The sequence below is a fragment of the Enterobacter cloacae complex sp. P14RS genome (assembly GCF_014895895.1).
Classification (GTDB): Bacteria; Pseudomonadota; Gammaproteobacteria; order Enterobacterales; family Enterobacteriaceae; genus Enterobacter; species Enterobacter bugandensis.
The window spans coordinates 134,329-160,716 of the sequence record NZ_JADBQM010000025.1; the positions used below are offsets into that span (position 1 = coordinate 134,329).

General features: G+C 55.0%; 31 protein-coding genes and 1 pseudogene. 10 read left to right on the forward strand and 22 right to left on the reverse strand.

The features are described 5' to 3' along the window. Positions 1–5 precede the first annotated feature (5 nt). The 4 genes from IM295_RS20300 to nasR form a co-directional block, all read right to left on the reverse strand. Entirely contained in the window at positions 6–794 is a 789-nt protein-coding gene (locus tag IM295_RS20300) for an ABC transporter ATP-binding protein (RefSeq protein ID WP_028013451.1), read from the reverse strand. 9 nt (positions 795–803) lie between these two features. After that, positions 804–1,682, reverse strand: coding sequence for a nitrate ABC transporter permease (gene ntrB / locus IM295_RS20305; protein ID WP_028013452.1), 879 nt, complete (start codon positions 1,680–1,682; stop codon positions 804–806). Positions 1,683–1,684: 2 nt separating this feature from the next. Continuing rightward, a complete protein-coding gene (locus IM295_RS20310) occupies positions 1,685–2,932 on the reverse strand; it encodes a CmpA/NrtA family ABC transporter substrate-binding protein (RefSeq protein ID WP_028013453.1) in 1,248 nt (415 codons plus the stop codon). Positions 2,933–3,158: 226 nt separating this feature from the next. Beyond that, on the reverse strand, positions 3,159–4,343 hold the full coding sequence (gene nasR, locus IM295_RS20315) for a nitrate regulatory protein NasR (RefSeq protein WP_069732824.1): 1,185 nt from the start codon (positions 4,341–4,343) through the stop codon (positions 3,159–3,161). Between the two features lie 73 nt (positions 4,344–4,416). On the opposite strand from nasR, the gene IM295_RS20320 reads away from it, so the two are divergent. The 3 genes from IM295_RS20320 (at position 4,417) to IM295_RS20330 (ending at position 7,095) form a co-directional block, all read left to right on the forward strand. Continuing rightward, entirely contained in the window at positions 4,417–4,770 is a 354-nt protein-coding gene (locus IM295_RS20320) for a DsrE/DsrF/TusD sulfur relay family protein (protein WP_048998380.1), read from the forward strand. Between the two features lie 106 nt (positions 4,771–4,876). Then, positions 4,877–6,661: a methyl-accepting chemotaxis protein gene (locus IM295_RS20325; protein WP_193067251.1), complete on the forward strand. Its 1,785-nt coding sequence runs from the start codon at positions 4,877–4,879 to the stop codon at positions 6,659–6,661. Between the two features lie 194 nt (positions 6,662–6,855). After that, on the forward strand, positions 6,856–7,095 hold the full coding sequence (locus tag IM295_RS20330; RefSeq protein ID WP_013096243.1) for a DUF1883 domain-containing protein: 240 nt from the start codon (positions 6,856–6,858) through the stop codon (positions 7,093–7,095). A gap of 29 nt (positions 7,096–7,124) precedes the next feature. Here IM295_RS20330 and IM295_RS20335 read toward each other — a convergent pair whose 3' ends face one another. Both IM295_RS20335 and chaB read right to left on the reverse strand, forming a co-directional pair. After that, positions 7,125–7,820, reverse strand: a complete 696-nt coding sequence (locus IM295_RS20335; RefSeq protein ID WP_028013457.1) for a gamma-glutamylcyclotransferase — start codon at positions 7,818–7,820, stop codon at positions 7,125–7,127. 177 nt (positions 7,821–7,997) lie between these two features. Further along, positions 7,998–8,228: a putative cation transport regulator ChaB gene (chaB, locus tag IM295_RS20340; protein WP_014884191.1), complete on the reverse strand. Its 231-nt coding sequence runs from the start codon at positions 8,226–8,228 to the stop codon at positions 7,998–8,000. Between the two features lie 269 nt (positions 8,229–8,497). Between chaB and chaA the strand changes: the two genes are divergently transcribed. Then, positions 8,498–9,598, forward strand: coding sequence for a sodium-potassium/proton antiporter ChaA (chaA, locus tag IM295_RS20345; protein WP_041909576.1), 1,101 nt, complete (start codon positions 8,498–8,500; stop codon positions 9,596–9,598). Between the two features lie 74 nt (positions 9,599–9,672). On the opposite strand, the gene kdsA is transcribed toward chaA, so the two are convergent. The 6 genes and pseudogenes from kdsA to hemA form a co-directional block, all read right to left on the reverse strand. Then, positions 9,673–10,527, reverse strand: coding sequence for a 3-deoxy-8-phosphooctulonate synthase (kdsA, locus tag IM295_RS20350; RefSeq protein WP_028013459.1), 855 nt, complete (start codon positions 10,525–10,527; stop codon positions 9,673–9,675). Positions 10,528–10,563: 36 nt separating this feature from the next. Further along, positions 10,564–11,373 (reverse strand): invasion regulator SirB1, encoded by an 810-nt coding sequence (gene sirB1 / locus IM295_RS20355; protein WP_028013460.1) that lies wholly within the window; start codon positions 11,371–11,373, stop codon positions 10,564–10,566. Positions 11,374–11,414: 41 nt separating this feature from the next. Then, positions 11,415–11,498 (reverse strand): annotated as a pseudogene (locus IM295_RS23135) (siroheme synthase); the annotation flags it as partial. An 8-nt stretch (positions 11,499–11,506) separates the two neighbouring features. After that, entirely contained in the window at positions 11,507–12,337 is an 831-nt protein-coding gene (prmC, locus tag IM295_RS20360) for a peptide chain release factor N(5)-glutamine methyltransferase (protein ID WP_193067252.1), read from the reverse strand. Then, the gene (gene prfA, locus IM295_RS20365) at positions 12,337–13,419 is read right to left on the reverse strand and encodes a peptide chain release factor 1 (protein ID WP_193067253.1); all 1,083 of its coding nucleotides are present in this window, start codon (positions 13,417–13,419) and stop codon (positions 12,337–12,339) included. Before prfA ends, prmC begins: the two co-directional genes overlap by 1 nt. Before the next feature lie 41 nt (positions 13,420–13,460). Then, positions 13,461–14,717, reverse strand: a complete 1,257-nt coding sequence (hemA, locus tag IM295_RS20370; protein ID WP_021240361.1) for a glutamyl-tRNA reductase — start codon at positions 14,715–14,717, stop codon at positions 13,461–13,463. A gap of 201 nt (positions 14,718–14,918) precedes the next feature. Between hemA and lolB the strand changes: the two genes are divergently transcribed. The 4 genes from lolB to dauA all read left to right on the forward strand — a co-directional run bounded on the left by lolB (position 14,919) and on the right by dauA (position 19,273). Next, the gene (gene lolB / locus IM295_RS20375; RefSeq protein ID WP_028013462.1) at positions 14,919–15,530 is read left to right on the forward strand and encodes a lipoprotein insertase outer membrane protein LolB; all 612 of its coding nucleotides are present in this window, start codon (positions 14,919–14,921) and stop codon (positions 15,528–15,530) included. Beyond that, on the forward strand, positions 15,527–16,396 hold the full coding sequence (ispE, locus tag IM295_RS20380; protein ID WP_193067254.1) for a 4-(cytidine 5'-diphospho)-2-C-methyl-D-erythritol kinase: 870 nt from the start codon (positions 15,527–15,529) through the stop codon (positions 16,394–16,396). The genes lolB and ispE overlap by 4 nt, the downstream gene beginning before the upstream one ends. A 125-nt stretch (positions 16,397–16,521) precedes the next feature. Beyond that, entirely contained in the window at positions 16,522–17,469 is a 948-nt protein-coding gene (prs, locus tag IM295_RS20385; RefSeq protein WP_003856663.1) for a ribose-phosphate diphosphokinase, read from the forward strand. Between the two features lie 124 nt (positions 17,470–17,593). Continuing rightward, positions 17,594–19,273: a C4-dicarboxylic acid transporter DauA gene (dauA, locus tag IM295_RS20390; RefSeq protein ID WP_193067255.1), complete on the forward strand. Its 1,680-nt coding sequence runs from the start codon at positions 17,594–17,596 to the stop codon at positions 19,271–19,273. Here dauA and IM295_RS20395 read toward each other — a convergent pair. Beyond that, positions 19,259–20,317, reverse strand: a complete 1,059-nt coding sequence (locus IM295_RS20395) for a MerR family transcriptional regulator (RefSeq protein WP_193067256.1) — start codon at positions 20,315–20,317, stop codon at positions 19,259–19,261. The genes dauA and IM295_RS20395 overlap by 15 nt on opposite strands. A gap of 121 nt (positions 20,318–20,438) precedes the next feature. After that, positions 20,439–20,714: a stress-induced protein YchH gene (gene ychH / locus IM295_RS20400; RefSeq protein WP_028013466.1), complete on the reverse strand. Its 276-nt coding sequence runs from the start codon at positions 20,712–20,714 to the stop codon at positions 20,439–20,441. 274 nt (positions 20,715–20,988) lie between these two features. Here ychH and pth point away from each other — a divergent pair, with 274 nt between their 5' ends. Together pth and ychF are read left to right on the forward strand one after the other, a co-directional pair. Continuing rightward, positions 20,989–21,573 (forward strand): aminoacyl-tRNA hydrolase, encoded by a 585-nt coding sequence (gene pth / locus IM295_RS20405; RefSeq protein ID WP_008499504.1) that lies wholly within the window; start codon positions 20,989–20,991, stop codon positions 21,571–21,573. A gap of 126 nt (positions 21,574–21,699) precedes the next feature. Next, on the forward strand, positions 21,700–22,794 hold the full coding sequence (ychF, locus tag IM295_RS20410) for a redox-regulated ATPase YchF (protein WP_003856650.1): 1,095 nt from the start codon (positions 21,700–21,702) through the stop codon (positions 22,792–22,794). A 53-nt stretch (positions 22,795–22,847) separates the two neighbouring features. Here ychF and IM295_RS20415 read toward each other — a convergent pair whose 3' ends face one another. The 8 genes from IM295_RS20415 to IM295_RS20450 all read right to left on the reverse strand — a co-directional run bounded on the left by IM295_RS20415 (position 22,848) and on the right by IM295_RS20450 (position 26,235). Beyond that, entirely contained in the window at positions 22,848–23,141 is a 294-nt protein-coding gene (locus IM295_RS20415; protein ID WP_038416202.1) for a YciI family protein, read from the reverse strand. Positions 23,142–23,240: 99 nt separating this feature from the next. Then, positions 23,241–23,606 carry a hypothetical protein gene (locus IM295_RS20420; protein ID WP_038416203.1) on the reverse strand — a complete coding sequence of 122 codons (366 nt, stop codon included), beginning with the start codon at positions 23,604–23,606 and terminating at the stop codon, positions 23,241–23,243. A 16-nt stretch (positions 23,607–23,622) separates the two neighbouring features. Then, a complete protein-coding gene (locus tag IM295_RS20425) occupies positions 23,623–24,003 on the reverse strand; it encodes a hypothetical protein (protein WP_045261112.1) in 381 nt (126 codons plus the stop codon). Between the two features lie 81 nt (positions 24,004–24,084). Continuing rightward, entirely contained in the window at positions 24,085–24,561 is a 477-nt protein-coding gene (locus IM295_RS20430) for a hypothetical protein (protein WP_193067257.1), read from the reverse strand. Between the two features lie 26 nt (positions 24,562–24,587). Then, the gene (locus IM295_RS20435; protein ID WP_045261113.1) at positions 24,588–25,070 is read right to left on the reverse strand and encodes a hypothetical protein; all 483 of its coding nucleotides are present in this window, start codon (positions 25,068–25,070) and stop codon (positions 24,588–24,590) included. A 146-nt stretch (positions 25,071–25,216) separates the two neighbouring features. Next, on the reverse strand, positions 25,217–25,462 hold the full coding sequence (locus IM295_RS20440) for a hypothetical protein (protein WP_193067258.1): 246 nt from the start codon (positions 25,460–25,462) through the stop codon (positions 25,217–25,219). 96 nt (positions 25,463–25,558) lie between these two features. Further along, entirely contained in the window at positions 25,559–25,735 is a 177-nt protein-coding gene (locus IM295_RS23315; RefSeq protein ID WP_349675188.1) for an RHS domain-containing protein, read from the reverse strand. A 293-nt stretch (positions 25,736–26,028) separates the two neighbouring features. Continuing rightward, positions 26,029–26,235 (reverse strand): hypothetical protein, encoded by a 207-nt coding sequence (locus tag IM295_RS20450; protein ID WP_049138207.1) that lies wholly within the window; start codon positions 26,233–26,235, stop codon positions 26,029–26,031. Between the last annotated feature and the right edge of the window lie 153 nt (positions 26,236–26,388).

A 26,388-nucleotide genomic window follows, 5' to 3' on the forward strand; every position in this document is an offset into this window, starting at 1 on the left:
CCTCGTTACGCCGCTTTCGGCTGTTTTTCGTAGAGGAAATGGAGGATCTGCTGGCGCATGTGGTGATAGCGGCTGTCTTCCGCCAGCTGCACCCGGTTGCGCGGGCGCGGCAGGTCAACGCGCAGGATCTCCCCGACGGTGGCCGCCGGGCCGTTGGTCATCATCAGCACGCGATCGGAGAGCAGCACCGCCTCGTCCACGTCGTGGGTAATGAGCACGATGGTGGTGTTCAGCGCCTGCTGGATCTGCATCACCGAGTCCTGCAGATGGGCGCGCGTCAGCGCATCCAGCGCGCCGAACGGCTCATCCATCAGCAATACTTTCGGCTTCATCGCCAGCGCGCGGGCAATCCCGACGCGCTGCTTCATGCCGCCGGAGATCTCCCCCGGACGCTTGTGCAACGCGTGGCCCATCTGCACGCGGTCGAGGTTGTGCTCGATCCACTCTTTGCGCTCGGCCTTGCTCATGGTGTGACGGAACACCTGATCCACTGCCAGCGCCACGTTGTCGAAGCAGGTCAGCCACGGCAGCAGCGAATGGTTCTGGAACACCACCGCGCGCTCGGGCCCCGGCCCGGCGATTTCGCGGTTGTCGCAAATCAGCCCGCCTTCCGTCGGCAGTGCGATCCCGGCGATAAGGTTAAGCAGCGTCGACTTGCCGCAGCCGGAGTGGCCGATAAGACTCACGGTTTCGCCCTCGTGGATATCAAAAGAGACGTTCTGCAGCGCCAGAAACTCGCCGCTGGCGGTGGAAAAACGCTGGCTCACGGCCTGGACCTGAATTAATGGTTTCATGTTCGCTCCTTATTTTTCCTGCCAGCTAAAGCGACGGGCGATCAGCATCAGCCCCTGCTCCAGCAGCAACCCGACCACGCCGATGATGACGATGGCGATCAGAATGTTTTCGACGTTGAGGTTGTTCCACTCGTTCCAGATCCAGAAGCCGATACCCAGCCCCCCGGTGAGCATCTCGGCGGCGACAATCACCAGCCAGGCGATGCCGATGGAGAGGCGCACCCCGGTCAGCACAGCGGGTAGCACAGCCGGGAAGAGTATGCGGCGCATGATCGTCCACTCGGAAAGCTGCAATACGCGGGCGACGTTGAGGTAGTCCTGCGGAATGCGGCGCACGCCTTCGGCGGTGTTGATCACCATCGGCCAGATAGAGCAGATGAAAATGGTCCAGCTCGACGCGGGCTCCGCTTTCTGGAACAGCAGCAGGCCGATGGGCAGCCAGGCCAGCGGGCTGACCGGGCGCAGAAGCGCAATCAGCGGGTTGAACATGCGCGAGAAAAAGGTGAAACGGCCAATCAAAAAGCCCAGCGGAATACCCGCCAGCGCTGCCAGGCCAAAACCGATGGCGACGCGCTGCAGTGAAGCAAGCACGTTCCAGCCAATGCCCATATCGTTAGGCCCGTCGCGATAAAACGGGTCGGCAAACAGGGTAATGGCGGAATCAAGCGTGCTGAGCGGCGTCGGGAAGCCTTTGCTGTTTATCGCCGCCAGTTGCCAGAGCACCACCAGCAGCCCGAGGCCGAGCAGCGCCGGAATAACGCGCTGGAAAAAGTCGTTCATCCGGCGCGCTAACGCGGGCGGGCGGCGGCGAACCTGTACCGGAGGCAGGACAATCACTTCCCCGCTCTCTGGCGTCTCTTGTGGTTTCGTGTTTTGCAGATGCGGCATAATCAGGCCCCTTTACGGTGAATGGCGAAACGGCTGGCGTACCCTTCCGGATCGGCGCCGTTCCAGACGGTGCCGTCCATCAGCGTGCTGCTGCGGTACGGTGATGACGGCGTGGACATACCGCCGACGGCGGTGGCGGCATCCTGCCAGACCGAGGTCTGGTTGATGCGCTGCGCGATGCCCGCGTAGTCCGGCGCGGCTTTGAGCAAGCCCCAGCGGCGGAACTGGGTTAAGAACCACATGCCGTCGGAGAGATACGGGTAGCTCACAGCCCCCTCGTTGAAGAAGCGGATCGGGTGCGCGTCCTGCCAGCGCTGGCCCAGGCCGTTGTCGTACTCGCCGAGCATGCGCCCGGTGAGATACTGTTCTTTGCAGTTGAGCCACGCCCGGCGGGAGAGGATCTGCGCGGTTTCGCGTTTGTTTTCCGGGGACGCCTCGATCCAGCGCGCGGCCTCCAGCACCGCGCTCACCAGCGCCCGGGCGGTGTGCGGGTTTTTCTCCACCCAGTCGCGACGCGTGCCGAGGATCTTTTCCGGATGATCGGCCCAGATGGACTGCGACGTGGCGGCGGTAAAGCCGATACGGTCGTTAATCGCGCGCGCGTTCCACGGCTCGCCGACGCAGAAGCCCACCATGTTGCCGATGCGCATGTTCATCACCATCTGCGGCGGCGGCACCACCACCGTGCGCACGTCGTCAAAGGGGTTAATGCCCGCGCTGGCCAGCCAGTAGTAAAGCCACATGGCATGCGTCCCGGTCGGGAAGGTGTGCGCGAAGGTGTAGGTTCCCGGCGCCTGCTGCCCGATCAGCGTTTTCAGCCCGTCGAGATCGCGAACGCCCTTCTCCGCCAGATCGCTTGAAAGCGTGATGGCCTGGCCGTTCTGATTGAGCGTCATCAGATTCGCCATCTGCTGCGGCTTGCCGGCGATGCCCAGCTCCAGCCCGTACAGCAGACCGTAAAGAATGTGTGCGGCGTCCAGTTCTCCCGCCACCAGCTTGTCGCGCACCGCCGCCCAGCTCGCCTCTTTGGTGGGAACGATGGTGATACCGTATTTTTTATCAAAGCCTTTTAACGCTGCGATAACCACCGGCGCGCAGTCGGTCAACGGGATAAACCCGACGCGCACCGTCTCCTGTTCCGGTTTATCTGAGCCAGCCGCCCAGGCAGCCTGCATAACACCCGGTAACAGCGCTGCGCCACTCGCCAGCATGCTGGCCTGCAAAAATCGCCGTCTCGACAAATCCGCCATAACCGCTCCCGAAAAAAAGCCAAAAAAAAGCGCCCGCCGTGCCGAAGCACCGCTGGACGCCTTTATCCCGAAGACTGATGCACCGCCGTTGGCGCACCGTCAAAAATGGTTAATTAAATAATGCAAAGCCAGTGCCAGGTTTAAAGACCCTCTTTCAGGGCCGAAAACCGGTTTTGACCGCGTTCACGCACCTCAATCAGGCATAAAATGCCCGCTGATTGTGCAGCTACTCCTTTGGTGTTACCTGCCAGACGCTCTTCACCGTAAGCAGCGCGCGGGCGATATCGACCATGCGCTGGTTCTTGTCCATCGCCATTTTGCGCAGCGTTGTCCAGGCCTGTTCTTCACTCATGTTCTGGTGGGTCATCAGCACGCTTTTGGCTTTATCAATGGTTTTGCGCTCCTCAAGCGTATCGCGCAGCGACGCGAGCTGGCGGGAAAGCTGCTCTATCTCTCGTGCCTGCTGGCGAACCAGGGTCAGCAGCGGTTTATCCGGGTAGTGCGCCAGCGGATCGTCCTGTTCATCCCCGGGAAGCGGGTATGCCTCGTCGCGCTGAATACGCTCATCCACCGCGACCATCAGATCGGCGATGATCGTCTCCTCCAGCGCGCGCAGATGCTCCAGCCGCGCCGTTTGCAGCGCAAACCAGGCGAGTGCGGTATGGCCATTGTCTGCGGCAGGCTGGCGGGTACAGGCCACGCGCCGGAGCTGCTCCGTCTCACGATCGGGCTGACAATTAAGGGAGAACGAAGTCTGCACGTCGGCCTGGCTGTGGGAGAGAAAGATCTCAAAGCAGGCCTGCTGCCCGTCAATGCGGTCAACCAGCCGCTGGCGGGTCACGTCATCGAAAAAGCCCTGCGTGAAGCCAATCGCCCCCAGGGCCCGCTCTTGTCCCGCCAGCTCTTTCCCCTGCATCAGGCTATATAGCGCGACGAAACGGCCCGCGATTTGCGGGTCGTCAATGCTGTCATTAAGCTGCGGTACGATACTGAGCAGGTGGCGCAGCATGCGGGAGTAGTGCTCCATTGCCTGCGGAGCCGTCAGCGTTTGCCGATTTACACCGTCGCGCAGCGCGGGAAGCGTCTCCAGCGTGAGCAGCGCATTGCCGATACGTTCGCAAACGGCGCTTCCCGGAAAGGCGGACTGTTTTCCAAGAATGCCGTTCAGTGCAGCAAGGTTTTCATCCACCAGCGCCCGGCTGGCTTTGCATTCAGGCGCATAGAGCTTACCCTGTGAGCAGAGCCAGACGTTAGATGCGCCGCGCTCGCACTGGAGCATATGCACCAGTTGGCTAATGCCGCGCACCAGCACGTTCAGCTGCGCCAGCCTGCTGAGCTGCTCCCGGCGCATCCGCCTTGCGCGCTGGAGCCATTCGGTTGCACCTGGCGAAATGCCGGCCATTAATGTCATGCTTACTCTCCCGGACAGCGAAACTCCGGGGAAATTAAGCAATATTCGTGCCTTTATAAAAACAGGAGTCAACATGCAGAAGATTGTGATCGTCGCCAACGGTGCGGCCTACGGCAGCGAATCCCTTTTCAACAGCCTGCGCCTGGCGATCGCGCTACGCGAAAAAGAGAGCGACCTGGTATTGCGGATATTTTTAATGTCCGATGCCGTGACCGCGGGGTTGAAGGGTCAAAAACCGGCGGAAGGCTACAACATTCAGCAGATGCTGGAGATCCTGACCGCGCAGGACGTGCCGGTAAAACTCTGTAAGACCTGCACCGACGGGCGCGGCGTTACCGGGCTGCCGCTGATCGAGGGCGTAGAAATTGGTACGCTGGTTGAACTGGCCGAATGGACGCTGACCGCGGATAAAGTATTAACTTTTTAATAATAAACCCGTAAAAATATTATTTTCTTATGGACGCGGTTTCAGCATCAAGTTTACCTGCGGGGTTGCCGATAGGCATGGAAACAACACAGCAGGTATTTCACTTATGTTCAGATCCATTCGCGCACGCATTATCGCCGCGACGACAGGCTGCCTCGTCGTCGCCCTTCTTCTCAATACCGTAATTAACTTCCAGGTCACGCGCCAGGATAACCAGCAGTCCCAGCGCGATATTCTGACCAGCACCCGCGCCAGCCACAACATGGCGATTGCCGACTGGGTCAAAAGCAAAATGACGGTGATTACCTCCGCACAGAGCATCGCGCTGGCTGACGATCCGGTTCCGGCGTTTAAGCAGCTTGCCCTGGCGGGCGGTTTCACCAACGTTTACGTGGGTTACGCCAGCAAGACGGCGAAATTCTCCGACCCGACAGGCGTCCCGGCGGATTATGACCCCACCGTTCGACCCTGGTATCAACAGGTGGTGAGCACGGACGGCCCGGTGGTAACGGCACCCTACGTTGATGCCGGGACCGGGAAGCTGGTGGTCACGTTTGCCGTGCCGGTGAAAGAGAATGGCGCTCTGAAAGCGGTGGTGGCGGGCGATGTCGCCATGGATAGCGTGGTGGCGAACGTGCGCGGGATCCACCCCACGCCGGCCAGCAGCGGGTTGCTTCTGAACAGCGACGGCACGGTGATTGCCGCCAACGAGCCGGCCCTGACGCTGAAGCCGTTTGCCGAGACGATCAAAGGCATCGACCTTGCGGCGCTGAAGAGCGGTAACCCGGTCGACGGAACGCTGAATGACAAGGATAAAACCTTTATCGCCTCAGCCGTGCCGGGCACGAACTGGCTCCTGGTCGTCGCCCTCGACAGCAGCGATGCCACCTCCGGCATGCGTTCCCTGCTGAAAGCGTCGGCGATTTCGCTGGTGATCCTCGCACTCCTGAGCGGCGCCATTGTTCACGTCCTGATTGCCCGCCTGCTGAAGCGCCTGTCCGACATTCGTGACGCGATGCACAACATTGCCAACGGCACTAACGATCTGTCCCAGCGCCTGCCGGACAGCGGCGATGACGAAGTGGCGCAAATTGCGCAGGCGTTTAACGCCTTCAGCGATAAGCTCTCGGTGGTAATGGTTCAGCTCCGCGACGCCAGCGCCTCGGTGAAAAACGCCGCGCAGGAGATTGCGGCAGGTAACCAGGATCTTTCAGGCCGTACCGAGCAGGCGGCGTCCAGCCTTCGCGAAACCGCCAGCGCCGTGGAAGAGATCACCGCCTCTGTCACCCAGTCGAATGAATCGGCAGCAGAAGCCAACGATCAGGCCAGCAAGGCCTCTGCGGCCGCAGCGCGCGGCGGTGAAGTGGTTTCGCAGGCCATCAGCACCATGCAGTCCATCGAAGTGGCGTCCGCTAAGATTGGCGATATCACCAGCGTGATCGACGGCATCGCCTTCCAGACCAACATTCTGGCGCTGAACGCCTCCGTCGAGGCGGCGCGTGCCGGTGAGCAGGGCCGCGGGTTCGCCGTGGTCGCTGGTGAAGTGCGGAACCTCGCCAGCCGCAGCGCCCAGGCGGCGAAAGAGATCAAATCGCTTATCGACTCCACCACCGACAGCGTGGCCACCGGCTCGCGCTACGTGCATCTGGCCGGGGAAAGCATGGATGAGATCCGCTCCAGCATCGGCAGCGTCTCCGGCATCATGCGCGAGATCTCGATTGCCACCAGCGAGCAGATGAAAGGCATTCACGAGATCAACCACGCGGTGACCCATCTCGACAGAATGGTGCAGCAGAATGCCGAGCTGGTGGTGCAGTCCGCCGCGGCCGCCAGCGCATTGCAAAGCCAGGCGGGCGACCTTGCTGAAACCGCCGGCCATTTCCGCATTTAATTTTCTTCAGGCGCGCGTTAAACAGGGTAAACGCGCGTCAGCTGAAAGGTTTCAGGAATTTTGTCATTTTTGTTTAATCGTTATGCCATTTTTTGATCAAAATCAGCATCCCTCGCTCCCCGCTTTGGTGTTATGCAATGAGTATTTTGTGAACAACATCACGCTCGGGATGGGCAAAATCGACGGGGTAGAAAATGGCACTGGTGAAAACAAGTTTGAAACTGTTTGGCGGGGATACGGTGGTGGTGCGTTGCTCAGAGCGCTGTCGTATTCATCTGATGAGTGCGAAAGCACAGAAACAATCCCAGGCGGATATTCTGACCGTGCAGGATGACAAGGCCTGGCTTACCGTGCCGTATACCGGCACGTGGGATGTGCTGATCGACAGCCACAGCCAGTCGCTGGAGCATTCGGTCAGCTACGTGGCAGCATAATTTAAACGCCCGGCTCGCCGGGCGTATTCTCAGGCAAAACCCGGTCGCAGCGTGCTGTTGAGCGGGTTCCCTTCCAGCAGCGCCTTCACTTTCACCACCAGCTCATTCAGACAATCGTCCTGCATGCCGAGGCGGGTCAGCTCCTGATCGAGGGAGAAGAGATATTGCGCGTTGGTGCCCAGCGGCCCGCTGGCGGCGGCGATTAACGGGGCAATCACCTGCGTGCGGGTGTCCGCTTCATACAGCGGGTGGCGCGGATCCATAATAAACACCAGCGCGTTAACGGTGCGCCCGTCGTCGAGCTCCAGCTTGCACCAGCTCGGCATATAGCAGCCGGTGATCATCTCGCGCTTCCAGAGCAGCGTCAGCTCCTCTTCGAGCGTGGCATCCGGAAGGCGATACGCGACGCCCGTGGTGCGTCCGCCCTCTTTTAGTGCAAGCATGCGCCCTGGCTGACAGGCGCTGCCGCGTCCGGCCGTCAGGCGCAGGCAAAATGCGCGATGCCAGCCGGGCAGCGTGCCGGTTGCCGATTCAACAAATTCGAGAGCCGGGTTCCACATCAGTGAACCGTAGCCAAAAATCCATACCGGGCCATCATCCGGGCGGCAGGCAAGCGTGGCAGCGAGCGACGCCGCACGTTGTTCAGCTGACCAGAGAAGCGATTCCTCAATAGCACCAAATGCCGTCTTACAATCTGCCTTCATTAAGAAATCACGCGTTAACACTTTCCACCTCCGCCACTGCATGCTTCCTTGCGACATCTGTAATTCGCCTTCCCGGCATTCTGTGCTGGTCATTTTGCCAGCAGTCAAATTACGATAAGCAATTAGCGGACCAGTTGCAATACAACGGAAGTTCAACCGCCTGAAAAGTCAAAATGAAGGCAGCGAATAATTTCACGGCTATTTCTTTTTATGCCATTTATCATCGTCTCCTTTCTCATAGTCATGTTTTACTGCGGCCCAGGCGACCTTGTGCGCCGTCTCTTCCCGGCTGGCATCATCCCGCCGATCGTCTTTATCTTTGTACTGATCCCAGGCGCTGTTAAACGCTTCTTTGTAGATATCCTGCGCGTGTTCGGGCAGGACGTTTTTCACGTTATCGGGTAATTCGCGTTTCGTTTTATATGGCATCACTAACCTCTCTTTTGCCTAAAGAGTTAAGTGTGGACGACGATACGCCGGTGTGCCAGCCGGTCATAAACAATGAACGGATGAATTTCATAATTCATTGTTATTAAATATATATTTAAAAGAAATATCTTATTATAGGCATTAAACATGAAAACCATAACAAAGGGTAAAATTAAGTAAAAAATAAAGGTTATTTAACAGATTTCTGTTAATTTAATGCCCTTAAAATCTATCTATAATTACAAGCACCTGCATTGATGGAGAAGCACATGACAGCAACACACGAGGCGGTAAAGACCCGCCACAAGGAGACGTCTCTCATTTTCCCGGTTCTGGCACTGGCTGTGCTGCTCTTCTGGGGAAGCAGTCAGTCACTGCCAGTGGTGGTTGGTATCAATATTCTTGCCCTGGTGGGCATTTTAACCAGCGCATTTAGCGTCGTTCGCCATGCGGACGTATTAGCCCACCGCCTGGGCGAGCCTTATGGCTCTTTAATTCTCAGCCTTTCCGTCGTTATTCTCGAAGTCAGCCTGATTTCCGCGCTGATGGCAACCGGCGATGCCGCCCCGACCCTGATGCGCGATACGCTTTACTCCATCATTATGATTGTGACGGGCGGCCTGGTAGGCTTCTCTCTGTTACTGGGCGGACGCAAATTTGCGACCCAGTACATGAATCTTTTCGGCATTAAACAGTATCTGATCGCCCTCTTCCCGCTGGCCATCATCGTGCTGGTCTTCCCGATGGCGCTGCCGGGCGCAAACTTCTCCACCGGCCAGTCGCTGCTGGTCGCGCTGATTTCCGCCGCCATGTACGGCGTGTTCCTGCTCATTCAGACCAAAACGCACCAGAGCCTGTTTGTTTACGAACATGAAGATGACAGCGACGACGATGACCCGCACCACGGCAAGCCGTCGGCCCACAGCAGCGCGTGGCACACGGTTTGGCTGATCGTGCATCTGATTGCGGTGATTGCCGTCACCAAGATGAACGCCAACCCGCTGGAGACGCTGTTAACCGAGCTGAACGCGCCGGTGGCCTTTACCGGTTTCCTGGTGGCGCTGCTGATCCTCTCCCCTGAGGGTTTAGGTGCGCTGAAGGCGGTGCTGAACAATCAGGTGCAGCGTGCGATGAATCTGTTCTTCGGCTCCGTGCTGGCGACCATTTCACTCACCGTACCGGTGGTGACGCTGATCGCCTTTATGACCGGTAACGAGCTGCAGTTTGCGCTGGGCGCGCCGGAGATGATTGTGATGGTGGCCTCGCTGCTGCTGTGCCAGATTTCATTCTCCACTGGCCGCACCAATGTCCTGAACGGCGCGGCGCATATGGCGCTGTTTGTAGCGTATTTGATGACAATTTTTGCGTAGTCTTTTTGCCCAGCGGCGCTTCGCTTACCCGGCAATATGTCCCATAAAAAAACCCGCCGAAGCGGGTTTTTTTATTAGTTGCTGGTATCCAGCTCGTCGAAGCTTTTCACCAGATCGTCAATCGCTTTGATCTGCTTCAGGAACGGCTCCAGCTTATCCAGAGGCAGCGCGGATGGGCCATCGCATTTCGCGTTAGCCGGATCCGGGTGCGCTTCAATGAACAGACCTGCCAGGCCGGTCGCCATACCGGCGCGCGCCAGCTCGGTCACCTGAGCACGACGGCCGCCAGAGGCTGCACCAAACGGGTCGCGGCACTGCAGCGCGTGGGTCACGTCGAAGATCACCGGCGACTGGTTAGAGACGTTCTTCATCACGCTGAAGCCCAGCATGTCCACAACCAGGTTGTCGTAACCGAAGTTAGCGCCACGGTCGCACAGAATAATCTTGTCGTTACCGCCTTCGATAAACTTATCGACGATGTTACCCATCTGGCCAGGGCTCACGAACTGTGGTTTTTTCACGTTGATCACGGCACCGGTTTTCGCCATCGCGGCAACCAGGTCGGTCTGACGCGCCAGGAACGCCGGAAGCTGGATTACGTCTACCACGTCTGCCACAGGCTGCGCCTGCCAGGACTCATGCACGTCGGTGATCACTTTCACGCCAAACGTCTGCTTCAGCTCCTGGAAAATTTTCATCCCCTCTTCCAGGCCCGGGCCACGGTAAGAGTTGATGGAGGAGCGGTTGGCTTTGTCAAAAGAGGCTTTAAACACGTACGGAATGCCCAGCTTCTGGGTCACGGTCACGTAGTGCTCGCAGATACGCATGGCGAGATCGCGGGACTCCAGCACGTTCATACCGCCAAACAGCACGAACGGCAGGTCGTTTGCTACCTTGATATCACCAATGCTAACCACTTTTTGTTTCATAGGATCGCCTTATTCAGGTGTGAATCGGAATTAAGATTAATGCAGTGTAATTTGTTTGTGCGAGATCGCGTTGATCTGCGCGCGAATCATTTCGCTAATAGGATCTTCCGGACACTGCTCGACGAAATAGCTCAGATCGTTCAGCGCCACGTGCTCGCAGTCGAGCTGGGCATAGATAAGCCCGCGGTCGCGAATTTCGTACGGATCTTCCGGATTAAACTGCAGCAGCACTTCACTGGCACGCAAGGCCAGCTCCATCTGACGCTCTTCCATCAGCGCTGACTTCAGCGTATCCAGCAGCTTGCGAATGACTTCGGCGTTGTCGGCTTCGTCGAGATCTTCGTTAAAGAGCTCGGCCACCGGGCTGATGTTGCCTTTCAGCCAGACGTCCAGCGTATGCTCGTCCAGCGTGTCGCCGTTAAACGGATTAATGAGCCACATCTCACCGTCCAGCCACTCCGCACGCAGGATCATCTGCGTCGGGAAAATAACCGGCACCAGCGGAATATCCAGGCGGTGCGCAACCCACAGCAAAATAGAGCCCAGCGCAACGGCGCTGCCCTGACGATTTTTTAAGACCTGGTCCAGCCATAATGCGTCAGACAGGCGATACACGCCACGCGTGTCGCAGAAACCCCATTCGCCGTAGAAAAGCTCCAGAAGCTTCTCTAATTGCCAGTCCTGCGGGCGCGCCTGATTGATCTCTTCACGCGCCAGGCTGACCAGATTCTCCAGCTCATCGTAAACGTACTGCGACGTAAAATCGTCGCGTATCATCTCCGAAATCAGGATCATGCCATCGCAAAGCGGCACTTTATTAAATTCGAAATCGGCTAAGGACCTCATGACTTACCCCAGTAACGACTGAGCGAACAATGACGCTCAGGCGCGATAAAACTCAAAACGATGTAGATGATAACGCCAAACTGCCTTTCAGTCAGCCTTACGCCTTTATCAGTAAATGGCAGATACCCGGAACTCAAGACCACTGCCCCAGCGTCAGGCGTTCGTTGCCGCCGTAGTCGCGGCAGGTTTCGACAGCGGCGTAGCCTGCCTGGGTAAACAGTGCCCGCACGGATTCTCCCTGCGTCCAGCCATGCTCCACGAGCAGCCAGCCGCCGGGAAGCAAATGCTCTCGTGACGTTGTCACAATGTGATCAAGATCGGCTAATCCCGCGTTGGCGGCCACGAGCGCCGTCAGCGGTTCGAAGCGAACATCCCCCTGCGCAAGGTGCGGATCATGTTCGTCAATGTAAGGAGGATTGCTGACAATCATCGCAAATGAGCGGTTCTCCAGCGCAGCAAACCAGCTGCTTTGCAGCACCGTTACGTTGCTGAGCCTGAGACGTTCCACATTACGCAGTGCCAGCGCCACCGCGTCGGGCATCACATCCACTGCCGTCACATCGCAGTCAGGCCGCTCGCTGGCCAGCGCCAGCGCGATAGCACCAGTGCCAGTACCGAGATCGAGAATGCTGCAGGCCGCTGCGGGTAAACGTGCCAGCGCCTGCTCAACCAGACACTCGGTATCCGGACGCGGGATCAGCGTCGCCGCCGAGACGTAAAGCGGTAGCGACCAGAACTCGCGCTCACCGACAAGGTGCGCCACCGGCTCGCCGTTTTTACGGCGGGCAAGCAGCGCGGCGAGCCGTGCTTCCTGCTCTACGGTCAACTCAGTTTCGCCGAACGCCAGCAGGTACGCACGGGCTTTACCCGTCACATGCTCAAGCAAAATTTCGGCGTCGCGCTTCGGGCTTTCGCTTTTTGAAAGCTCAGCGGCCGCCTCGCGTAACCAGCGCTGAAAATCCATTATTCCTGCTCGGACAGCGCCGCCAGCTGGTCGGCCTGGTATTCCTGCACGATAGGCTCAATCAGCATATCCAGCTTCCCTTCCATCACCTCGTCCAGACGGTACAGGGTCAGGTTGATGCGGTGGTCGGTCACGCGCCCCTGAGGGAAGTTGTAGGTGCGGTTACGGTCGCTGCGATCGCCGCTGCCCAGCAGGTTACGACGCGTAGAGGCTTCCGCCTGCTGACGCTTCGCCATTTCCGCCGCGTGGATGCGCGCGCCCAGCACGGTCAACGCTTTGGCTTTGTTTTTGTGCTGCGAACGTTCGTCCTGACACTCCACCACGATGCCGGTCGGCAGGTGGGTAATGCGGATGGCGGAGTCGGTGGTGTTAACGTGCTGACCGCCCGCCCCGGAGGAGCGGAAGGTGTCGATGCGCAGGTCCGCCGGGTTGATGTCCGGCAGTTCCGCTTCCGGCAGCTCCGGCATCACCGCCACCGTACAGGCGGAGGTATGAATGCGGCCCTGAGATTCGGTGGCCGGAACGCGCTGCACGCGGTGACCGCCGGATTCAAACTTCAGACGTCCGTACACGCCGTCGCCGCTGATCTTGGCGATAACCTCTTTGTAGCCGCCATGTTCGCCTTCGTTGGCGCTCATGATCTCCACGCGCCAGCGGCGCGATTCGGCGTAGCGGCTGTACATGCGGAACAGATCCCCGGCAAAGAGCGCCGCTTCGTCACCGCCGGTCCCGGCGCGCACTTCGACAAACGCGTTACGTTCATCGTCCGGATCTTTCGGCAGGAGCAGCACCTGAAGCTGCTGCTCCATCTCTTCGGAACGCGCTTTTGCATCCTGCAGCTCTTCCTGCGCCATCTCGCGCATCTCAGGATCGTCGAGCATCATCTGCGCGGTTTCAATATCTTCCTGAACCTGTCGCCAGTCGGTAAAGCATTTTGATACATCACTCAACTGCGCATATTCACGCGAAAGCGCGCGAAAACGTTCCTGGTCTGCGATAGTCCCGGCATCGCCGAGCAGCGCCTGTACTTCTTCATGGCGCTCGTGCAGAGCTTCCAGTTTAGCGACGATAGAAGGCTTCATAGGCGTAAGTGCACCTTGTCTTAGAAAATGGGTATAGGGCGCTATTCCAGCCCGAGGCTGTTGCGCAGAATAGTCAGGCGTTCATCATCCCCGTCACGGGCAGCCTGTTGAAGAGATTTGGTTGGCGCATGGATCAGGCGGTTGGTCAGCTTCCACGCCAGATCCTGCATAATCGCCTGCGCGTCGCCGCCCTGTTCCAGGGCCGCTAACGCTTTGGCAGTCAGGTCATCACGCACCTGCTCCGCCTGCCCGCGGTACTCGCGGATGGTCTCGCTGACGCTTTGCGCGCGCAGCCAGGCCATAAATTCGCTGGTTTCCTGCTCAACAATGGTTTCCGCCTGCACCGCCGCCGCTTTACGCTGGGCGAGGTTGTGCGAAATAATGCTTTGCAGGTCATCCACGCTGTAAAGATAGGCGTTAGCCAGCTTGCCAACCTCTGGCTCAACATCGCGCGGAACGGCGATATCCACCAGCAGCATTGGCTGATTACGGCGGGATTTCAGCGCACGCTCCACCATCCCTTTACCGATGATCGGCAGCGGGCTGGCGGTAGAGCTGATAATAATGTCAGCCTCTTTCAGACGTTCATCAATATCGCTCAGCGCCACCACCTCGGCACCCACTTCGTCCGCCAGCACCTGCGCGCGTTCGCGGGTGCGGTTCGCGATAATCATCTTTTTCACTTTATGCTCGCGCAGATGGCGCGCCACAAGCTCGATGGTTTCGCCCGCGCCTACCAGCATCACGGTGACGGTCGACAGGGATTCAAAGATTTGCCGTGCAAGGGTACAGGCCGCGAAAGCAACAGAAACCGCACTGGCACCAATGTCGGTTTCGGTTCGCACACGCTTCGCCACGGAGAAGGACTTCTGGAACATGCGCTCCAGCTCGCTGGCCTTGAGATGCCCTTTCTGGGAATCTGCGAAGGCTTTTTTTACCTGGCCGAGGATCTGCGGCTCGCCCAGCACCAGCGAATCCAGACCGCTGGCGACGCGCATCAGATGGCTGACCGCATCGTTATCCTGATGCCAGTACAGGCTGTTACGCAGTTCGTCTTCGTTGAGATTGTGGTAGTCACATAGCCAGCGGATCAGCGCGTCGTGCAGGTTATCCTGCTCTTCCACGCTCAAATACAGCTCGGTACGGTTGCACGTCGAAAGCACCACGCCACCCTGCACCATCGGCTGTGCAAGCAGGCTGTCCAGCGCCAGGTCAAGCGTATCCGGCGAAAACGTAACGCGTTCTCGCAGCGAAACCGGGGCCGTTTTGTGGTTGATGCCGAGTGCTAATAGGGTCATGTTGAGCGGGAGTAGTACCAGCGTTAATAAGGTTAGCAGGACGCATCATACAGGATGCGCGAGATCAATAAAAGAGACCGCCTCCTTTCGGAGTAATAGGTTACTCAACGCTTTGAGATAATTTGAACGTAGACGGTAGCACTGCGGGGCGCTAGCATTAACAGTTATAACTGCAACGTATCTCAAGGATTTGTCCTCATTATGACCCGACTGATTCGCCTGCTGCCGCTGGCAGCACTGGTTCTGACCGCCTGTACTGTCACCCAACCAAAAGGCCCGGGCAAAAGCCCTGATTCACCGCAGTGGCGTCAGCACCAGCAGGACGTCCTTAATTTGAAGCAGTACCAGACGCGCGGCGCCTTCGCGTATCTCTCTGACGAACAAAAGGTTTATGCCCGCTTCTTCTGGCAGCAAACGGGGCAGGACAACTATCGCCTGCTGCTGCTGAACCCGCTTGGCAGCACCGAGCTGGAGCTTATCGCCAAACCGGGCGAAGCTCAGATCACCGATAACAAAGGCCAGCACTACACGGCGACCGATGCCGAAGAGATGATTGGCAAGCTGACCGGGATGCCAATTCCGCTAAACAGCCTGCGCCAGTGGATCCTCGGCCTGCCGGGCGAAGCGACCGACTATACGCTTGACGATCAATACCGTCTGAGCCAGGTCAACTACACCCAGAACGGCAAAACCTGGAAAGTGGTGTACAGCGCCTATGACAGCAAGAGTAAACCGTCGCTGCCATCAAACATGGAGCTGACCCAGGGCAGCCAGCGCATCAAGCTGAAAATGGACAACTGGATCGTTAAATGATGACCCACTGGCCTTCTCCGGCAAAACTGAACCTGTTTTTATACATCACCGGCCAGCGTGCTGACGGCTATCACACTCTGCAGACGCTGTTTCAGTTTATTGGCTATGGCGACACGATTGCCATCGAACCGCGTCAGGATGGGCAGATTTGCCTGCTGACGCCGGTCGACGGCGTGGCGCATGAGGACAACCTGATCGTCCGCGCCGCGCGCCTGCTGATGAAAGCCGCCGCGGAGTCGGGCCGTCTGCCGGCGGGAAGCGGTGCGGATATCCGCATTGAGAAGCGTCTGCCGATGGGTGGCGGTCTCGGCGGGGGCTCATCCAACGCCGCCACCGTGCTGGTTGCGCTGAACCACCTCTGGGGCTGCGGGCTGTCGACGGATGAACTGGCTGGTTTGGGCTTAACGCTGGGCGCAGATGTCCCTGTGTTTGTTCGCGGCCACGCGGCCTTTGCCGAGGGCGTGGGCGAGATCCTCTCCCCGGTCAACCCGCCGGAAAAATGGTATCTGGTTGCCCACCCCGGCGTGAGCATTCCGACCCCGGTCATCTTTAAAGATCCTGACCTGAAAAGAAATACCCCGGTACGGTCAATAGAAACGTTATTAAATTGTGAATTCAGCAACGATTGCGAGGATATCGCAAGAAAACGTTTTCGCGAGGTTGATGCGGTGCTTTCCTGGCTGTTAGAATACGCGCCGTCGCGCCTGACCGGTACAGGGGCCTGTGTCTTTGCTGAATTTGACACCGAATCCGCCGCCCGTCAGGTGCTTGAGCAAGCGCCGGATTGGCTGCATGGTTTTGTAGCGCGCGGGATGAACACCTCCCCCCTACAGCAGGCCATTCTGGCGCAGACTGAGTTTCGGTGACAACGTCACCCTGTTCCAGACGTTGCATCGCGCTCTTTAATACACCGCCTGGATAGCCTTCGCTTAGGCCCCGCAGTTTGCGGCGAACGCTATCCACCACTGGACGCATGCCTGAGGTTCTTCTCGTGCCTGATATGAAGCTTTTTGCTGGTAACGCCACCCCGGAACTAGCACAACGTATTGCCAACCGCCTGTACACTTCCCTCGGCGACGCCGCCGTAGGTCGCTTTAGCGACGGCGAAGTCAGCGTACAAATCAACGAAAATGTACGCGGTGGTGATATTTTCATCATCCAGTCCACCTGTGCTCCAACAAACGACAACCTGATGGAACTGGTTGTTATGGTCGACGCTCTGCGTCGCGCTTCCGCAGGCCGTATCACTGCTGTTATCCCTTACTTTGGTTATGCCCGCCAGGACCGTCGCGTCCGTTCCGCGCGTGTGCCAATCACCGCAAAAGTTGTCGCTGACTTCCTGTCCAGCGTCGGCGTTGACCGCGTACTGACCGTTGACCTGCACGCAGAGCAGATCCAGGGCTTCTTCGACGTCCCGGTTGATAACGTATTCGGCAGCCCAATCCTTCTGGAAGACATGCTGCAGCTGAACCTGGACAACCCAATCGTGGTTTCTCCGGACATCGGCGGCGTGGTACGTGCCCGTGCTATCGCTAAGCTGCTGAACGATACCGACATGGCGATCATCGACAAGCGTCGTCCGCGCGCTAACGTTTCTCAGGTGATGCACATCATCGGTGACGTGGCTGGCCGCGACTGCGTGCTGGTTGACGACATGATCGATACCGGCGGTACGCTGTGTAAAGCCGCTGAAGCGCTGAAAGAGCGCGGTGCCAAGCGCGTGTTCGCTTACGCGACCCACCCGATCTTCTCCGGTAATGCCGTGAACAACCTGCGCAACTCCGTCATTGACGAAGTTGTGGTATGCGATACCATCCCACTGAGCGACGAGATCAAGGCACTGCCAAACGTGCGTACCCTGACCCTGTCCGGGATGCTGGCCGAAGCGATTCGTCGTATCAGCAACGAAGAATCCATCTCTGCAATGTTCGAACACTAATCGAACACGGCCAAAAAACCCGCTGCGGCGGGTTTTTTTGTCTCTGGGTTTTATTTGTATGATTAATGCCTCCTTCACCTGCCATTCACATGACAGATGATGCGCACACGGATGATAGATAATTGTGAAAAACGTAGCCTCCTCACATGTTCTGCCCTTTCGCGCCCTCATCGACGCCTGCTGGAAAGAGAAGTACACCTCGTCACGCTTTATCCGTGACCTGATTGCCGGGATCACCGTCGGGATTATTGCCATCCCACTGGCGATGGCGCTGGCGATTGGCAGCGGCGTTGCGCCACAGTACGGTCTGTATACCTCGGCCGTTGCCGGGATTGTTATTGCCCTGACGGGCGGCTCGCGCTTCAGCGTCTCCGGCCCGACCGCCGCCTTTGTGGTGATCCTCTACCCGGTTTCACAACAGTTTGGTCTGGCAGGCCTGCTGGTTGCCACCCTGATGTCCGGCGTCTTTTTGATTCTGTTCGGTCTGGCCCGTTTTGGTCGCTTGATTGAATATATTCCTCTTTCCGTGACGCTGGGGTTCACCTCGGGGATTGGGATCACCATCGGAACCATGCAGATTAAGGATTTCCTCGGTCTGCAAATGACCCATGTTCCGGAGCACTATTTACAGAAAGTGGGGGCGCTGTTTATGGCGCTGCCAACGGCCAACCTGGGCGACGCCGCCATCGGAATAGTCACCCTGGGGACGCTGATCGTCTGGCCTCGCCTCGGTATTCGCCTGCCGGGCCATCTGCCCGCCTTGCTGCTGGGCTGCGCGGTGATGGCTATCGTCAATATGTTCGGTGGCCATGTCGCGACTATCGGCTCGCAGTTCCACTATGTTCTGGCGGACGGTTCGCAGGGTAACGGCATTCCACAGCTGCTGCCGCAGCTGGTGCTGCCGTGGGACATGCCTGGTTCGAGCTTCACCCTGAGCTGGGATTCCCTTCGCGCCCTGCTGCCCGCCGCGTTCTCTATGGCGATGCTGGGAGCGATTGAATCCCTGCTGTGCGCCGTGGTGCTCGACGGCATGACCGGCATCAAGCACAAAGCCAACAGCGAACTGGTCGGTCAGGGCTTAGGCAACCTCATCGCACCATTCTTTGGCGGGATTACCGCCACGGCAGCCATCGCCCGTTCTGCGGCAAACGTGCGCGCAGGTGCGACCTCCCCCGTTTCAGCGGTTATCCACTCCGTGCTGGTGATTCTGGCGCTGCTGATCCTTGCCCCGCTGCTCTCCTGGCTGCCGCTTTCCGCCATGGCCGCCCTGCTGCTGATGGTGGCCTGGAACATGAGCGAGGCGCATAAGGTGGTGAATCTGCTGCGCCGTGCGCCGAAAGACGACATCATCGTGATGCTGATCTGCATGTCGCTGACCGTGCTGTTCGATATGGTAATCGCCATCAGCGTTGGGATCGTGCTCGCGTCCCTGCTGTTTATGCGCCGCATCGCGCAGATGACGCGCCTCTCTCCGGTTAACGTGGAGGTGCCTGAGGATGTGCTGGTGCTGCGCGTGATTGGCCCGCTCTTCTTTGCCGCGGCGGAAGGGTTGTTCAGCGATCTGGAGTCCCGCATCGCGGGGAAACGGGTTGTGGTGCTGAAGTGGGATGCCGTCCCGGTACTGGATGCCGGTGGTCTGGATGCCTTCCAGCGCTTTGTTGCACGTCTGCCTGAAGGCTGCGAGCTGCGGGTCAGCAACCTGGAATTCCAGCCCCTGCGCACCATGGCGCGTGCGGGCGTGCAGCCGATCCCTGGCCGCCTTGCCTTTTATCCTAACCGTGAAGCCGCGTTAGCGGATCTGTGAGTTATCTGATGCAGAGAAACATCTCTGCATCATCACCCCGATCGCCTGCTGGAGCCATGCAAGCACGGCAGGCGTCATCCAGGTTCCTTTCATCAGATGCGGCTCCTGCTGCATAGCCGTACGAAACTTTTGCTGGGTCTCCGGGTTGGTGCCTGCGTAGGACTGGAACAATGCCAGCCAGTTTTCAGCCAGCTTTTGCGCCTCCTTCGAGTCAGGAGCGATATTGTCCCGCTGCGCCTGATGCAGTTTCGCCACCAGCGGCGGCCACTCCATCATGCGGTCAAAATAATGTGCCCGGGTAAAGGCCATCTCTTCGGCAGTGAGATACTTCTCCCATATGCTGAGCTTAGATTCCGCAAACGCCCGCGTGATGTAATCTGACATCTCCGGGGTGATGCCGGTCTGCGCCTGCATCTGTGGCTCTACGCTGTGCATCTCGTTCAGCCGGGTGAGAAACTCCGGCTTGCCCGCCGTGTCCTGTTCAAGACGTTCCATCCAGCGGGTCGCCAGATCCATCGCCTGCGTGTCAGTAACGGGTATATCCTGTTCCAGCAGCGCGTTAGCCTCTGCCACCAGCCCTGACCAGATAGCCGCCAGCGCATCCTTCTGTACCGCAAACGGCAACTGCTGTAACTCTTCTTTGCTAAACCAGCGATCGTACATATTCATTAACTCCAGAGTCTGTAGCCAGGACTCCAGATCCGGCGTCGCATCGTCGGTAAGCCCGGTACGCAACTCCACCAGCCGGTCGCGCAGCGTGTGTATGCTGCGCAGCTGTTTATCCAGCAGCGTGATTTGCGCATCGAGTAGCTCGGTCAACGACAGCGACTCCTTTTCCAGAAAATCCCTGATTTCGGCAAGTTCCAGCCCCGCTTTTGCCAGCGCCTGGATCATGTGCAGACGCTGGACATCCGCCAGGTTGTAAAGCCGGTAACCTGCCGCGCTTCTGGCAGAAGGCAGCAGCAGCCCTGTTTGCTCGTAGTGATGCAATGTCCGCACGGTGATACCGGCTCGTTTCGCCAGCTCACCCACCTGAATCAACATAACTGCTCCTTTTTACTTTGCCAGTGCCACCACTCTGGAGCCTTACGTTACGTGAGGGTCAATATGCTATGCAAAAAAAAACGACTCCGGATGGAGTCGTTTCGATGTTCTTAATCAGGCACTAGCTGTGCTTATGCTGGTCACGACGACAGCGTTTGTCGTAGTGGCGCACCCACCAGTATTTATCGCAGACTTCCTCATGTCCGCTTACGCGCGCCCCGGCGAGCCACAATACTGCACCGAGGAAGATGCTCAATACCGCGCCATGCGCGAAGTATTGTGGGAGATCAAGCTGCGGCAGCTGGTTTAAAATGGAATAACCTACGCCGACTACCATCACGAACAGTCCCAACCCCATTAGCACGTTACCGAGCATCGAAGCGTTTTTGCGTTTCATATGTCACCTCCGGAACTTTGGGTTGTCAGGGGAAAAGCCCCTAATCCTTGTGTGTAAAGTATAGACAACGCCCCTTTTATGAGTTGCGTGAATGATCACAATTACGGATAACGCACAAACAAAAGTTTACAAATAAGGTGTTGAACAGCTTGAAATTCTAATTGTTCAGATGAGTAATTATTCGAATTTCGCCGGGATAACCGCAGAATTTTGTCAAGCGGCGCGCCAGACAGTAAACTACGCGCCAGATCTGGAACCCATTAGGAATTGAATCGTGACGATTAAACTGATTGTCGGCCTCGCCAACCCGGGCGCGGAGTATGCGGCCACCCGCCACAACGCCGGAGCCTGGTACGTCGATCTGCTGGCCGAACGGTTACGTGCTCCCCTGCGTGAAGAACCTAAATTCTTCGGCTATACCTCACGTATCAACCTTGCTGGCGCGGATGTTCGCCTGCTGGTGCCCACCACCTTTATGAACCTGAGCGGTAAAGCGGTGGCGGCGATGGCTACGTTTTATCGCATCAATCCGGATGAAATTCTGGTGGCTCACGATGAGCTGGATCTCCCGCCTGGCGTAGCAAAATTCAAGCTGGGCGGCGGACACGGCGGTCACAACGGTCTTAAAGACATCATCAGCAAGTTGGGCAATAACCCGAATTTCCACCGTTTGCGCGTGGGAATCGGCCATCCGGGCGATAAAAACAAAGTTGTCGGTTTCGTGCTCGGTAAACCCCCGGTTTCCGAACAAAAACTGATTGACGAGGCGGTAGACGAAGCGGCGCGCTGCACTGAAATCTGGCTGCAAGACGGCTTAACCAAAGCGACAAATCGCTTACACGCTTTCAAAGCGCAATAATCCGCCCGATACGGCTTTTTTACCGCGCGTCATGCGGGTTACGTGTATAATAGGCGTAGTTATTTACTTTTCATCAATCGGTTATCGTTAACGGATTGATTATCAAGATATTAAGGTGATTTAGAAATGGGATTCAAATGCGGTATCGTCGGTCTGCCAAACGTGGGCAAATCCACCCTGTTTAACGCGCTTACCAAAGCGGGTATCGAAGCGGCGAACTTCCCGTTCTGTACCATCGAACCGAACACCGGCGTGGTGCCAATGCCGGACCCGCGACTGGACCAGCTTGCGGAAATCGTGAAGCCGCAGCGCATTCTGCCAACCACCATGGAGTTCGTGGACATCGCGGGCCTGGTGAAGGGTGCCTCCAAAGGCGAAGGTCTGGGTAACCAGTTCCTGACCAACATCCGTGAAACTGAAGCGATCGGCCACGTTGTGCGCTGCTTCGAGAACGACAACATCATCCACGTTAATAACAAAGTGGATCCGGCTGACGACATCGACGTCATTAACACCGAGCTGGCGCTCTCTGACCTCGACACCTGCGAACGCGCCATTCACCGCGTGCAGAAGAAAGCGAAAGGCGGCGACAAGGATGCGAAAGCGGAACTGGCTGCGCTGGAAAAATGCCTGCCACAGCTGGAAAATGCGGGCATGCTGCGCGCGCTGAAAAACCTGACTGACGAAGACAAAGCGGCGATCAAATACCTGAGCTTCCTGACCCTGAAGCCAACCATGTACATCGCCAACGTTAACGAAGACGGTTTCGAGAACAACCCGTACCTGGACAAAGTCCGTGAAATCGCCGCGGCGGAAGGTTCTGTGGTTGTGGCGGTTTGCGCTGCCGTTGAATCCGATATCGCCGAGCTGGACGATGCCGACCGTGAAGAGTTCATGGCCGAGCTGGGTCTGGAAGAGCCGGGCCTGAACCGCGTGATCCGCGCGGGCTATGAGCTGCTGAACCTGCAGACCTACTTCACCGCTGGCGTGAAGGAAGTACGTGCATGGACGATCCCTGTGGGAGCGACTGCGCCTCAGGCGGCCGGTAAGATCCACACCGACTTCGAGAAAGGCTTCATTCGTGCGCAGACTATCGCGTTTGAAGACTTTATCACCTACAAGGGTGAGCAAGGCGCGAAAGAAGCAGGCAAGATGCGTGCGGAAGGGAAAGATTACATCGTTAAAGATGGCGACGTGATGAACTTCCTGTTCAACGTCTGAGTCGTCTTGAATAAAAAAATCCACGCCCTGGCGTGGATTTTTTTATTGGGGGGTCAAAACACATTGTCTAAAAGTTCTGCCTTCATACTGGGTTCGAAGGGAATGATTTCGGCAGTCGCAAGCTTCAACGCCTGAAAGGGATCCTCGCGCAAGCGCTCTTCGAGAGAGACCAGACTCTCGCATTTAGCGAGTATGACTCCACCGGTTCTTGGGATCCGTCTACCCGATGCCAGAAATATCCCCTCTGCATACCCCTTTTTTAGCCACTCCACATGAGCAGGTATCGCTGCGTCAACCTCTTCAAGGGGTTTGATATAGGTCAATATGACAATGTAAACCGTACTCATCCTTTGCCTCTTAGCTCTGTTTTAAACCGCTTGTTGGAACTGCTTATTCGGCCCTCTTTGGCTACCGGTTATTGTTATCGTTTTTTGGCGCTTTTGATGTTAATACGCTGGGCCCAATTGAGACAAAGCATTACGCTTCATATCCCAGGAATAAAACCACTCATGCCAGCCGTTTTGCTTTTCCGCATAGCTACAGACCACAACCACTTCCTTTGACAGGTTGAAAGTTAAGTAATAGAAAAATGCGCCTTCAGGAGGTGCAGACCAAAATAGTTTTTCGCCCTGCGCATTGAAGATGGTCAAAACGGTTGGTAATGGCTTTGGCTCGCTTAACGTAAAGACTAACTGGCGAGTTGAGTCGACCATTGCATAGTCTAAAAACGGCATACTAACCAGTATGTTACTTGCACCACATACCCATTGAACCAGGTCATTTTCTTTAATAAAAATGAGATTTTCAATCATTGGTAAACCTCAACGTTTAAAGTTTGATCTGTTTCAAATCACCTTCAAAAAGCCCCACAAGATATACCCGGTATCGGGCTGGCTGCACTTCTTTATACGTTAATACAGTAGAAAATTCTTTTAAACAATTTGAACATGCTTTTTTCGAAACATGTAATTGGCTTTCATCATAGCTAAATTCATTATGATCGCTAACAAGCTTCACTCCTCTCATTTTCTTAACCAAAAAGTATTTTACCTCTTCAGAGAGCGAGTCAAACTCATATGAGTTTACGATGGAATAGACTATTACACCCTCGCATTCAGGGCATGCTACTTTTGCGCCATAATCTATAAAGTCATTATCAATGCCATCCAGGACTAATATCTTCTTTTTCAGTCGATTAGTTATTTTCATTTTTTTAGACTTTAACTTTATTAATAAAAAAGTAAGGCGAGAAGGAAATGAGGGGTTTTATTAATTAATAACATTGTTTAATCAAATATTCCATTCGATATAAATACCACAATCGAAGCTTTTTTCATTAGACTGTACAACAATACTTCCCCATTCATGCTCCCATTGAATTCCATATGGGGGGGTTGTAATTTTAAGTTTAGGCTTTGAGGTTATTTCACTCTCAACCCAGGCTGTCAAGCGTTGCTGCTCATCCGATAAATTACTCAGACTAGCCCTTTTATCCCAATCCTCTAGCGTTTTATAAAAATTCCCATCCTTACTAGTAAGGAATAATGATGGAGTAAAAGAAAATGCTGAGGGCCTCAGTTCCAAAATGAAAATTTGATCTTTCCATTTAATATTATCGATAGCGAAATAAAAAGGACCTATTTTAGCCAATGGCGAGAAGAACTTGTAAAATGCGGAATTTTTAAAAGTATCAACATCTTTTAATTCGATTGGGTAGTTGTTAATTGCTACAAATCCAGTATGAACATCAAGTTTCATTTCTAACATATCTAAACAACCTTGTCTGGAAGTGACTACGTTATATTCCAAACTATATATATCCCATGATTAAACGACTTTGTCTCATATGAGACTGAAACCCGCCCCCACGCAAAGTTCCACCTAATGATGTCTGTTTCCATGGTATCAGGCGTGTCCAGGTTTAGTGATTCTTTCAGCCAATCAGACAAACTTTTTACTGATTCATTTAGTATGTGAATATTAGTTCGAGCATTCCAATCATTTAATGCTTTATAGTATTGACTGTTTTTATCAACAAGATGAAGCATAAAAGGAAAACCATAGCACACTGGGCGTATAGTAACTTGAAATTCTTTATCGGAAAACACTGCTGAGTCAACAAGGTAGTGATTTGGCATGGTTTTCTTAACGGCTTTGTGCTTTACTAATTCGCGGTATAAATCACACTTACAAAAGCCTTCTTCAGTATCAATTTCCAAAGGCAGATCATCAAGATTTAGTTCACCTGTAATCGGTTTAAATTTTAATTTAATCATTTTGTCCTGATTTACTTTTTATTGTCTGACAAGATCTTAATAATATAATCGACTCAACATGAGAACATCCATATGAGGAGCATTTTCCGCGTACAAATTATATTTATTATAACCATTTACAATGACACCCGCATAACAATAAAGTCTTATTGCCAATGGTGCAATAAGTCAATCCACATTTCTTTTTCCTCAGCGTTAATTTTTATGCCATCTCTACTTTGTTTTACATACTGCATGTACGTTTCATAAATTGCTCTTATTATCACCGTTTTTTCAGTGCGAGATCCTTCAATCAAAGTCATTAGTTTTTCTAAATAAATTGATGAATCCACTCTTTCGTTGAAAAAAAACCTGAGATAATCGAGTACTTCTTTATATGAATCGTAATTCATGATAGGCATTCCTGACTTCATATACTGATTTGTTTGGCTCACCCAGTTCTGGGGATATCCTGATAGCTGCGCCTCGCTTTCCAGCAGTAGCTTACCTCAGGCTCTGTTCGCCCCTTCCCAGCGCATCTGCCCTTCTATATCCACTATCCGCTCTGGCGTGCCGTTGGGCTGGTAGTGGAACCAGAAGATCTCTGGGGCATTAATGTCGTCAGTAAGTGCAAGCGGGTCATCACTGTCTGGTCGCAGTATACTTAGGTCAGCGGCACATTCCAGTGCATTTCCTGCAGCAGGTGGTTATGGGTAATTTTCTCAATCGCCCTTCGAAGGGATTATCATCAGCGGCGAACAGGTTTTGAATATAGTTAAAAGAAGGAAATCAGCGTAACGTGTGATATATAAAATAAAATCTGTAATTAATATATTTCTAATATCCTTCATAAAGGAGGGTAAGGAATGGGACGAGTCAAGAGTCATTTACCCTTCCCCATGCATCAACCTGTTCACCCTCCATAAAAAACAAATATAATAAACAACCTGAAAAAATCAATTCCCCGCATGACTATTAGTTAGCAATAATAAAAGTAAATATCACGTATCAAATCTCCATCCGCTTCATCAACGGTTCTTATTTTGACTTTATTAAAGTCAGCTAAAATACCTTTCACTGGCACATCAGGGTTTGATATGTCATCATAAAATGCTTCCTGTTGACTTTCCCGAACATATTTTTTTATTAAAAAAACAAGATTCTTCCGTAGCCTTTCTTCTGTCATCGCTTTAACTCCTGAATTATACTAACACATTCAAATAAGAGATTACCTCCTGATACCGATGGTAATAGTATAATCTTAGCAAAATAATACGGAATATTAAGATAAGAACCATATTGCAATTTATATATTTAATATTTTATTGCCATAAATTGA